The 11,069-nt window shown below is 67.6% G+C and carries 8 protein-coding genes and 1 pseudogene; 2 read left to right on the forward strand and 7 right to left on the reverse strand.

The window, feature by feature from the left end:
- Nucleotides 1–5: 5 nt before the first annotated feature.
- Genes N0A20_RS14110 through rimP form a run of 3 tightly spaced genes read right to left on the reverse strand, consistent with a single transcriptional unit; the run spans nt 6 to nt 2,915 of the window.
- Nucleotides 6–776 (reverse strand): DUF448 domain-containing protein, encoded by a 771-nt coding sequence (locus N0A20_RS14110; RefSeq protein WP_260580988.1) that lies wholly within the window; start codon nt 774–776, stop codon nt 6–8.
- Complete coding sequence (nusA, locus tag N0A20_RS14115; protein WP_260580989.1) at nt 757–2,367, reverse strand: transcription termination factor NusA; 1,611 nt, start codon at nt 2,365–2,367, stop codon at nt 757–759. The genes N0A20_RS14110 and nusA overlap by 20 nt, the downstream gene beginning before the upstream one ends.
- Nucleotides 2,367–2,915, reverse strand: coding sequence for a ribosome maturation protein RimP (gene rimP / locus N0A20_RS14120; RefSeq protein ID WP_260580990.1), 549 nt, complete (start codon nt 2,913–2,915; stop codon nt 2,367–2,369). Before rimP ends, nusA begins: the two co-directional genes overlap by 1 nt.
- 331 nt (nt 2,916–3,246) lie before the next feature.
- Between rimP and N0A20_RS14125 the strand changes: the two genes are divergently transcribed.
- Nucleotides 3,247–4,377, forward strand: coding sequence for a cell wall hydrolase (locus tag N0A20_RS14125; protein WP_260580991.1), 1,131 nt, complete (start codon nt 3,247–3,249; stop codon nt 4,375–4,377).
- 43 nt (nt 4,378–4,420) lie between these two features.
- Complete coding sequence (locus tag N0A20_RS14130; protein ID WP_260580992.1) at nt 4,421–4,804, forward strand: VOC family protein; 384 nt, start codon at nt 4,421–4,423, stop codon at nt 4,802–4,804.
- A 111-nt stretch (nt 4,805–4,915) separates the two neighbouring features.
- Here the strand turns inward: N0A20_RS14130 and N0A20_RS14135 are convergent.
- From N0A20_RS14135 to N0A20_RS14150, 4 genes and pseudogenes are all read right to left on the reverse strand, one after another.
- Nucleotides 4,916–6,632, reverse strand: a pseudogene (locus N0A20_RS14135) (ATP-binding protein).
- 80 nt (nt 6,633–6,712) lie between these two features.
- Complete coding sequence (locus tag N0A20_RS14140) at nt 6,713–7,483, reverse strand: TIGR02186 family protein (RefSeq protein WP_260580993.1); 771 nt, start codon at nt 7,481–7,483, stop codon at nt 6,713–6,715.
- Nucleotides 7,480–8,388, reverse strand: a complete 909-nt coding sequence (locus N0A20_RS14145) for a sulfite exporter TauE/SafE family protein (RefSeq protein WP_260580994.1) — start codon at nt 8,386–8,388, stop codon at nt 7,480–7,482. Before N0A20_RS14145 ends, N0A20_RS14140 begins: the two co-directional genes overlap by 4 nt.
- Nucleotides 8,389–8,490: 102 nt before the next feature.
- Nucleotides 8,491–11,040, reverse strand: a complete 2,550-nt coding sequence (locus tag N0A20_RS14150) for a glycosyl transferase family protein (protein ID WP_260580995.1) — start codon at nt 11,038–11,040, stop codon at nt 8,491–8,493.
- Between the last annotated feature and the right edge of the window lie 29 nt (nt 11,041–11,069).

Below are 11,069 nucleotides of genomic sequence, written 5' to 3' on the forward strand. Positions count from 1 at the left end.
TTCCTTCAAAACGCGTCCGAAGCGGCGGTGCCCTGTGGCGCCGCCCCATTTTCTGCCCCGTCGTCGGACGACAGGCCAAGCGGGTCGGAATCGCGGTTGGCCGCGTCCCTACTCCATCCCGTGAAAAACTGCCAGCGGCTCAAATGCGCCAGCACGCGGGCCGCGGCGCGGGCGTCGGTCAACGCCAGATGCACCGCATTCTCCCGTCCCAATGCCATAGATAGGGCGTTCCGGTCCACCGGCAAGACGTGCCCCTCGCGGCCCGAGCCCTCATCATCCTCGCCGACGCGCCAGGCCTGCGCCAGTTTCTTGCGCCCATCCTCGCCGGCATCGCTGGCGTGAAGGAGCAAGCGAACCTGCCCGCGCCGCGCCGCCTGCTCGATCTTGTCGCTGCCGCTGATCAGCGTGCCCGACCGCGCTTCGAGCCCGAGCCGGTCGAGCGTCGCGCGGGCAAGCTGCGTCTCGATGCGCGCGCCGAGGTCGTCGGGAATCGTGAACTGCCCCTCGTGCAGCGCCCGCGCGAGCCCGCCCTTGAGCTTGCCCTTGGCCTGCGCGGCTTCGAGCGTCGGGCGGTCGATGCCGATCCAGGCACCGCGACCGGGCGCCTTGGCATGAACATCGGGCGCGATCTGGCCATCGGGGCCGAGCGCCAGGCGCACGAGCCGCTCCGCCGGCGACACCTCGCCGGTGATCACGCAGCGCCGCTCGGGCACATGGTGGCCGCGCCCCTTTGCGCGGTCGGTTTCGCTTAGCTGATCATTGCGCGGGGTCCGCATCGGCGGCCTCCCCGGCTTCGGGCTCGTCCGCAAACCAGTGCGCACGCGCCGCCATGATGATCTCGTTGCCCTGCTCTTCCGACAGGCCATATTCGCCGAGCACGCCGCCCTTGTCCTCGGGACGGTCGCCGCGCGACGGGCCACGGCGATTGTCCTGCCTCTTCTTGGCGATCAGTTCGTCGGTCGCAAGGTCGGCGAGGTCGTCGAGCGTCTTGATCCCGGCCTTGCCGAGCACGACGAGCATCGCCTCGGTCAGGTGCGGCATCGTCGCGAGGTCGTCCTCGACGCCGAGCGCGCGGCGTTCCTCGCGCGCGGCTTCCTCGCGGCGTTCGAGCGCTTCGGTCGCGCGGCTCTGCAGTTCCTGGCCGAGTTCCTCGTCGAAGCCTTCGATGCCAGCCAGTTCGTCGAGCGGGACGTAAGCGACTTCCTCGAGCTCGCTGAAGCCCTCGGCGACGAGCAACTGCGCGAGCGTTTCGTCGACATCGAGTTCTTCCTGGAACATCGTCGAGCGTTCGACGAATTCGCGCTGGCGCTTCTCGCTCGCATCGGCTTCGGTCATGATGTCGATCTGGCTGCCGGTGAGCTGGCTGGCGAGTCGGACATTCTGGCCGCGGCGGCCGATGGCGAGGCTGAGCTGGTCGTCGGGAACGACGACTTCGATGCGGCCGTCATCCTCGTCGATCACGACGCGCTGCACCGTCGCCGGCTGGAGCGCGTTGACGACGAAGGTCGCGGTATCCTCGGACCAGGGGATGATGTCGATCTTTTCGCCCTGCATTTCCTGGACGACCGCCTGGACGCGGCTGCCCTTCATGCCGACGCAGGCGCCGACGGGGTCGATGCTGCCGTCATAGCTGATGACGCCGATCTTGGCACGGCTGCCCGGATCGCGCGCGGCGGCCTTGATCTCGATGATGCCGTCATAGATTTCGGGCACTTCCTGCGCGAACAGTTTCTTCATGAAGTCGGGGTGCGCGCGGGACAGGAAAATCTGGGGACCGCGCGTTTCGCTGCGCACCGACAGGATGATCGCGCGGACGCGGTCGCCGACGCGCATCAGTTCGCGCGGAATCTGCTGGTCGCGGCGGATGACGCCCTCGGCGCGGCCGAGGTTGACGACGATGTGGCCGAATTCGACCGACTTGACGACGCCGGTGATGATCTCGCCCGCGCGGTCCTTGAATTCCTGATACTGGCGCTCGCGATCGGCTTCGCGGACCTTCTGGAAGATCACCTGCTTCGCCGACTGGGCGTCGATGCGGCCGAGGTCGACCGCGGGCAGCGGGTCGACGATGAAGTCGCCGATCTTGGCGTCCTTCTGCAGCTTCTGGCCCGCGGCGAGGTCGACCTGCTTGAAATAATCCTCGACCTGCTCGACGACCTCGACGACGCGCCACAGGCGCAGGTCGCCGGTCTGCGGATCGAGCTTGGCGCGGATGTCGTTCTCGGCGCCGTAGCGCGCGCGGGCGGCGCGCTGGATCGCTTCCTCGATCGCCTCGATGACGATCGTCTTGTCGATCATCTTCTCGCTGGCGACCGAATTGGCGATCGCAAGCAGTTCGGCCTTGTTGGCGGAAATGGCAGTGGCCATCAGTCCTGTCCTTCTTCTTCCATTTCGTCGGCGCCCTCGATCGAGAGCGGGACGGTTGCGGCAATCAATTTGTCGGTGAGAACCAGCTTGGCCGTGTCGATCGCGTCGAACGGCAGGCGGTGCTGCACCCCTTCCTTGTCCTCGATGGTCACGACGCCTTCGTCGTCGATGCCGATCAGTTCGCCGTTGAAACGCTGACGTCCGTCGCGCTTTTCCTTCAGCGAAACCTTCGCCTCGTGCCCCGCCCAGTCGGCGAAGTCGGCGCGGCGGGTCAGCGGGCGGTCGATGCCCGGCGACGACACTTCGAGCCGGTAGGCGACGTCGATCGGGTCCTTGCCCGCTTCCTCGAGCGCGTCGAGCCGGTCCGAGATGCGGCGCGACAGGTCGGCGCAATCGTCGATCGTCAGCTGGCGGGTGTCGGGACGCTCGGCCATCACCTGCAGCGTCGGATCGCTCTCGCCGCCAAAGAAAGCAACGCGCACCAGCGCGAGGCCGAGGGCTTCGGCTTCGGGGGCGATGATCGCATTCAGGACGTCGAGATCGGCCAAGCGGGTCTTTCAAAGCGGTCGGTCGGAAAGCCATGCAGAAACAGCCGCCGCGGCCCGCGGCCCCGACGTCCCAACTGGCTAACCATGTCAAGAAGTAGGGCGCATATAGGCGGTCGCGAGGATTCGGGCAAGGGGGAATGGAGCGGGAGGATTCGCCATCATGGCTCCCCTTCCGCAGGCGGAGCAGTCTTCACATGATCCGCCCAACCTGTCCCTTGGAGGGACACCCCGCCCGCCGCGCAACATTTTGTTCGCACCTCGGCGCATAAGACAGGCTGCCCGTCCTGCGCGAATCGGTCGCGCGGGCGGGTCAAGAGACGTCGATCCGCGAATGAAGCCCGAACTCAACCTCCGCGCCCAATCGCCCTGGCTCGATCCGGCGGCCGAGCCCACGCGCGGGCCGAAACGGCGCTGGTGGATCGGGCTGGCGCTCGCCAGCCTGTTCGCGTGCCTTGCGCTCGTCGCGACGACCGGCCAGCTGCGCGCCTATGTGCCCGGACCCTATAGCGTCAGCGTACCGCTCGATTTCAAACCCTATGACCCCACGCGCTGGGCGATCATGAATGCGGAGGATTATGAGGCGGCGCTGAAAATCGACCCGACGCTGCCCGATCCGGCCAGCGTCGGCTTTGCCGATGCGACCGCCCTCCCCCCGGCCGATCCCTCGAAATTGCAGCAGGAAGCCTTCGTCGGCCCCGCCGCCACGCCCTATGTGTTTCGCGGCGTCACCGCGCTCGACCGCGAGCGCGCCCATTATTGCCTGACCGCCGCCATCTATTACGAGGCCGCGTCGGAAAGCGACGACGGCATGCGCGGCGTCGCGCAGACGATCCTCAACCGCGTCCGCCACCCGAGCTTTCCCAACACCGTGTGCGGCGTCGTGTTCCAGGGGTCGCAGCGCGTCGGCGTGTGCCAGTTCACCTTCAGTTGCGACGGCGCGATGGCACGCGCGCCGAGCAAGCCCAACTGGCTGCGTGCGAGCCGAGTCGCGTCGGCGGCGCTGAACGGTCATGTCTTCCCGGGCGTCGGCCTCGCCACCCATTATCACACGCAGGCGATCTGGCCGCGCTGGGGGAAGAGCCTGGTGATGACCAATATCGTCGGCGCGCATATCTTTCACCGCTGGCGCGGGCGCTGGGGGATGCCCGATGCGTTCCGCGCCCCCTATCTGGGCCGCGAGCCGGTGCCGGGTCCCTATACGCCGGTGGCGCAGCAACTCGCGGTGCTGCGCGGTCAGGGCGGCGCGGCGACCACGCTGCTGCCCGAAGGCAGCGGCACCCTGGCCCCGCTTCCCGATGTCGCCCCGGCGCCGACCCCGCAGGCGATGGCGCAGGCCGAACGGCCGATCGGCACGCCGGTGGCGGCGCCCGCCGCGCCCGCGAAGACCTACGCCGACCCGCGGCTCAACCAGTCGGGGCAGGTGCGCGAGGAGTATAACAAGAGCGGGGAGTGGATTCGCTGACCCGATCAGCCTAGGCTGGTATCCCTAGCGCAGGGAGGTTGCCATGGGTCATGTAAAGGGCATCGGCGGGCTGTTTTTCCGGGCGCGCGACCCCGACGCGCTGAACGCCTGGTATCGCGAGCGGCTGGGCGTCGGCGCCGGGTGCAGCGCCGAGGACGGCCCGGTCGACGAATGGACCTGGGCCGTCACCGCCGGACCGGTCGTCTTCGCCCCCTTCAAGGCCGAGACCGACTATTTCCCGGCCGACAAGCAATATATGGTCAATCTGCGGGTCGACGATCTCGACGCGGTGCTGGCGCCGTTCCGCGAGGCAGATGACGAGATCATCACCAAGCCCGAGTGGGACGACCCCGCGGTCGGACGTTTCGCGCGGGTGTTCGATCCGGAGGGCAATCCGATCGAATTGTGGGAACCGCCTGCGAACTGACGGCAGCGGACAAAAGCTTCGTCATTGCGAGCGTAGCGAAGCAATCCAGAGCGGGTTTACGCTACTCTGGATTGCCGCGTCGCCTTCGGCTCCTCGCAATGACGATGGTTGTTACCTGCCCTGACTGCGCCAGCGCTTGACGACGCGGTCGAGGATTTCGGCCTCGCCGCCCGCCTCGCGCCACAGTTTCGAGAAGAGCGGGTCGCTCGATGCCGGGCGCTTGTCCTCCTCGAGCGTGTCGAGATAGACGCGGATCGGGATCGACACGCCTTCGCCGCAGATGATGCATTCGCGGTTGCGCAGCGCCGGGATCGAATCGATGAAGCCGCGCGCGCCTTCGGGCATCGCCGCCTTCACGAAATGCTGGTCGCGCTCGTTGTTGAGGCGCATCGAGATGATCGTGCCGCACTGCGACAGCACGCCTTCGGCCAGGTCCGACGGACGCTGCGTGATCAGCCCCAGCGACACGCCATATTTACGGCCTTCCTTGGCGATCCGTTCGAGGATCTTGCGGACCGCCTGGCCCTGTCCGACGTCCTTCGACGGGATGTAGCGATGCGCCTCCTCGCAGACGAGCAGGATCGGGCGTTGCGGTTCGCCGCGTGACCAGATCGCATAGTCGAACGTCAGGCGCGAGAGCACCGCGACCACGACCGCGGTGATGTCCGAAGGAACCCCCGACACGTCGATGATCGAGATCGGCTTAGCCATCGGACGGCAGGCGGAAAATCTTGCCGATGAAGCTCGCCATCGTGTCGGCGACGAGCATCCCCGAGAACATGAAATTATAGCGCGGGTCGGCGCGCATTTCCTCGATCTTGCCCTTGATGCGCATGAAGGGCGCGCTCGACGTGGCCTTGTCGAGCTTGCCCATCTCGTTCTGCAATATGTTGAGCAGGTCGGAGAGCAGATAGGGGATCGGCGAATCGACCGTCAGCTTGGTCATGCCCTCGGCCAGCCGGTTCTTCTGCCGCGCCTGGAGCAGGCATTTGGCGAGCACGTCGCAATCGCCTTGCCGGTCGCGGCCCTCGCTGGTGACGAACACCTCGCAATGTTCCTCGAAATTCATCAGCCAATAGGGCATCGCCAGATTGTCGACGTCGAACAGCGCGCCGGTGCCCTTGAACGCAGCCGAATATTCGCCGTGCGGGTCGATCATCACGATATGACCCTGCGGCGCGAGCTCGCAGATCTTGTGCAGGATCAGCGCGGCGCTGGTCGATTTGCCGGTGCCGGTCGAGCCGAGCAGCGCGAAATGCTTGCCGAGCATCGCGTCGACATAGAGCGAGCCGCGGATATCCTTGGTCGGATAGACGGTGCCGATCTCGACATGCGCGCGGTCGTCTGCGGCGTATATCTGCTTGAGGTCGGCGCTTGTCGCGGCATAGGCCGGGCTCCCCGGCACCGGATAGCGCGTCACGCCGCGGCGGAAATTGTGGATTCGGCCCGTGATCTTCTCCTCGTCGCCTTCGCCGAGGAAGTCGATCGAGGCGACGATCAGCCCCTGCCCATGTTCGTGCAGTTGCTGGTCGCGAATGCTGGCGAGCAGCCAGACATTGCCGACCCGCACCTTGACCTGCGCGCCGACCTGACCGGCCATGGCGACCGCCGGGTCGCCCGATTCCGACAGGCGCTGCAGCGCCGCCGCGTCGAGCAGGATGCGCGAGGCCGAACCCGAAATATCGATGACCTCGCCGATCAGCAGCTCGTCGCGGTGATGCACCGCGGCCGGGTTCAGCGGCGCGGCGGCGGCCACGCCGCCCGCGAGCCGGACATGCTGCGCTGGCGCCGGTTCCCCGGCCCTATACCCACCACCTTGCATATCCATCGCAATGCCCCGCCTGTATCCTTGTCGCGACCCGGACACCGGTATCGCATCGGATGGTAAAGAAAGCGCTTATGCTGGCATCACCGACGCTTGAAGGCCGCCGAGGCGGCATAGCCGAGCAGCAGCGACAGCGCGACAGCAGCAAGGCCGTAAAGGAAGCCGTGACGCTGTGCGGCGAGCGCGACGAAGCGTTCGAAACCCGCCTTGCGAATCTCGACATTGCGCGAGGCGACCGCGAGCACGCGGCCCTTGCTGATGAGGAAGGTTTCGGCGCGATAGGTACCGACGGGCACGCGCGCGGGAACCGGGATGCGGGCGCGATAGAGTACGCCTTCGCTGATTTCCACCGCCGCCGGATTTTCGTAGAACAGCCCGAGGCGACGATAAAGGTCGATCAACCCGTTTTCGAAGCGCTCGAGCTTCCGGCTCTCCGAAAAGCCGGTCGGCGACATCGACAGATTGGTAAGGCCGAGCTCGAAGATCGCCGCGGTGCGCTCGTCGACCAGCTTGTCGATCGGCCGTGACGATCCGATCGCGTAAAAGCCGGGCGACGTACGCAGGCGGATGCTGTTGGCGTTGACCCAGATGCCCGCGACCCGTTTCTTCTCGCGCAATATGATCGGGCGCACCGGCCCCTTCAGCACCACGACGATGTCGGCGCGGTCGTCGGGCAGGCGCTGGTCCGGATAGAGGATCGCGCCGAACAACAGCAGTTCCTCGCCGGTGAAGCTGTACTGGATGTCGATCGCGCGGCTCGACACGTCGGGAACCAGCCGCGGATCGTCGGCGCGCGCGGGAGCGATCGCGAAGATCGTGGCAGCGAACAGCAGCAGGGCACGCGCGCGGATCATTGGACGGTGTAGATTTCTTCGGGGCGGATGAACAGGTCGACCGCCATGCGCAACGCGACGAGCAGCACGATCACCGCCAGCGCCATGCGCAGATATTCGGGCTTCACCTTTTGCGCGAAGCGCGCGCCCACTTGCGCGCCCGTGACGCTGCCGATCAGCAGCAGTCCAGCGAGCACGATATCGACCGCGCCGGTGGTCATCGCATGGACCATCGTCGTCGCGATGGTGACGAACAGGATCTGGAACAGCGAGGTACCGACAACAACCTGCGTCCCCATGCCGAGCAGATAGAGCATCGCCGGCACCATGATGAAGCCGCCGCCGACCCCGAGCAGCATGGTGAGGACACCGACCGCCGCACCGAGGAGCAGCGGCGCGAGCGGCGAGATGTAGAGGCCCGAGCGATAGAAGCGCCAGCGCAGCGGCAGGTTGGCGACCATCGGATGGTGGCGCCGCTTGCGCGCCGGAGCGGGGAGGCCCGCGCGCGCAGCGCGCAGCGCGCCGAGCGCCTCACGCGCCATGAAGCCGCCCACCGTGCCGAGCAGCGCGACGTAGAGGATGTTGATCACCGTATCGATCTGGCCCCAGTCGGTAAGCAGTTGGAACAGGCCCGCTCCGATCAGCGAGCCGATCAGCCCGCCGGCGATCAGCACCACGCCCATCCGCACATCGACCCCGTCGCGCTCGAAATGCGCGAGAGCGCCCGATACGCTGGCGCCCGTCACCTGCGTCGCCGCCGAAGCCGCGGCGACGGTCGGGGGAATGCCATAGAAAATGAGCAACGGCGTGGTCAGAAAGCCCCCGCCGACGCCGAACATGCCCGACAGGAACCCCACCCCGCCGCCGAGCAGGATGATGACCAGCGCATTGACCGACAAATTGGCGACAGGAAGGTAGAGATCCATGGGCCCCGAATGCGAATTGACGCCCAGGACACGGGCGCTGCATCGACCCTAGACCAGTTTATCTTCCTGGGGAATCGCCGCGGCGCACAAAAAGGGCGAAAATCAGAAGTCGGCGGCGAAGGTCACGGCAAGGCCATCGTCGGGCCGGGCATCGCCCGCCACCCGCTGCCGCCAGTCGACCGCGACGCGGCTGCCTTCGCCGACATCGGGCAGGCGCACCGTCAGCCGCGGGCCGACGTCGAGGCGCGCCGCGCCGGGCTGTGCCGCCCCCGCCGCGAAGGCGCCGAGATGCAGGCCAGCTTGCGGCACGCGCGCGATTTCGCGATCGACGGCGACCGCGGCATCGGCGAAGGGGTCGCGATGGCGCGCTCCGACGACACCCGCCTGACCATAGGCTTCAAGGCGGAAGCGCCCCGGCAGCGCGACGTCGCCGACCCCGCCGCCGACCAGGACAGCCAGCGCGGTACGACCGTGCCTGCCGGCTGCGAAGCGCTGTTCGACCGCGAGGTCGATCGGCAAGCGGGCGACAGGGGCGAAGGCGACGCCCAAGGCCAATTCGCGCTGGCGCGGATCGCCGAGCGCGAGCGTCGCCCGGCCATAGGCGCGCGTGCGGCCGGTATCGCCGAAACCATAGACCAACCGGACCCCCGCCTGGCTGCCGCCGAGCTGGCCCGCGGCGGCGATACCTTCGGGCGCGGTGCCTGAACCACTGCGTCCATAGACCCAGGCCCCGAGCGACCAGCCGGCAAGCTGGCGCTGCATCCAATAGGGCCGTCCCGCACCCGGCGCCGCGCCGCGTGCCTGGTCCGGCGCGGTCATCCAGTTCGTCGCGCCCGTTGGAAAGGCGCCGAACACGCGCCCGCCGGGCGGCGGCAGCATTCGCGCCATCAGGGCAAACCGCAATTTGTGGCGCCCGGATCCGTCCCAGTCGCCCCCCGCCGGTGCGGATGCCTTGGAGGCATCGGCGGGACCCAGCCCGAACCGGGCATCCGGGACATCGCCCCGGGGGCGTCGTATCGCGTCCGGCGACGAAGCAGGGCCGGAGGCGAGATCGCGCGTCTCCGCCGCCACCCAGGGCGCGGGCGCCGCCTCGCGCTCCCATGGCGCGCGCGGCATCGCGGTCGGTGGCGGGAGCCCGGGCGTCCAATGCGCCATCACCCGGACCAGGATCCAGCAACCGAGCAGGAGCAGCAGGAAACGCAGCGCGCGCGCGTCGCGGCGCGAAGCGCCGAGGGCCGTCACGCCCGTCACGATCTCCGCGCCGTGCGGCAGCGCCGTGAGGAGCGGCGCGTCGTTCTCGCCATGCTGGGTCTTGTCCCACACGACCCGGCCCGAGCGCAACATCCACCAATAGTCGGTCACCGCCTTGCGCGCCGCGAGCATCGCGACGATGTTGGCGACGAAGGCCCGCGGGATAGCCCGCAATCCCTGGCGCCAGCCGTAGGCGCGCGCCACGAAATGGCCGCGCATTCCGAGGCGCCACAGCAGCAGGATCGCCGACAGCGCCATCAGCAGCTGCAGCGTCGGCCCCGGCGGGCGGACCTGCCAGCCGAGCAGTGCATGACCGGCCCAGTCGAGCGCGCCGACAAGCAGCGCGGCATAGGCGGCGAGGACGATCAGCGCCGCGAGCGGCGCGCGGCGGTCGCGCCAGAGCATCCAGCGCGCGAACCATCCGCCCGCCCAGCCGAGATGGTCCCATCCCGCCAGCGCAATTCCGGCGATCCAGCGCGATTTCTGCCGCACCGCGGTCGCGATCGTTGCGGGAAAGGCGCCGCGTGACACGATCCAGTCGCCCGCATCGTCGACCGCCGCGATGAAGGCGGTGCCCAGGCCGCGCATACCGACGAGGATGCCAATCTCATAATCCTCGGTCAGGCTGTCGGGACGAAAAGGGGCGCCGCCGCGCTCGATCGACAGGAGGGTCAGGGCGTGGCGCGTCAGCGCGCAACCGACTCCCGCCGATGGCAGGGGTGCGCGCAGCCTGGCGCGCAGCGCGAGATCCTTGCCATGCGCCTCGGCGAATTCGTCGGCATAATGACCCGCCACCCATTGCTGCCCGAGACCGAGCAGGGGAAGGACCGGAATCTGGACCATCGCATGGTGGGACAATTCGGCGCGATAGAGCGCGAGTTCGGCGCAATGCACCACATCCTCGGCATCGTGCAGCACGACGGCGGCGAAACGCCGCCCCTCGATCCGCTCGTCGGCGCCCATTGCCGCCCACAGCCGGTTGAGATTGTCGCCCTTGGTCGTCGGGCCTTCGGCATCGCCGATCACCAGCCGCAGCCGCGGATCGACGGCGACCAGCGGCGACACCGCGAAGAGCGTCGCGGCATCATTGGGATAGCAGCCAAGATAGAGGCGGAAATCCTCGCCCTGCCAGGCGGCGAGGGTACGGCGGATCATCGCGGGCAGCACGTTCGCCTCGTCCCAGGCAGGCACGAAGATGGCGAGCGGGCCCGATATCGGTTCGCGCCGGACGATATCGCGCAAATAAATCGGAGACGCGCCGCCCTTGCGCGTCACGATCCAGAGAATATCGAACAGCAGGTCGTCGAGCCCGATGAACAGGATACCGGCCGATGCGAACAGCATCAGTTCGTGACTGACCAGCCCGATCAGCGTTTCCAGTCCTGCGGTCTGAAACCCCATGATATGCCCCATCCCCTTGTGACGTCATG

Origin of the sequence: Sphingopyxis sp. PET50 (assembly GCF_025244705.1) — a bacterium.
In the GTDB taxonomy this organism is placed as follows: domain Bacteria; phylum Pseudomonadota; class Alphaproteobacteria; order Sphingomonadales; family Sphingomonadaceae; genus Sphingopyxis.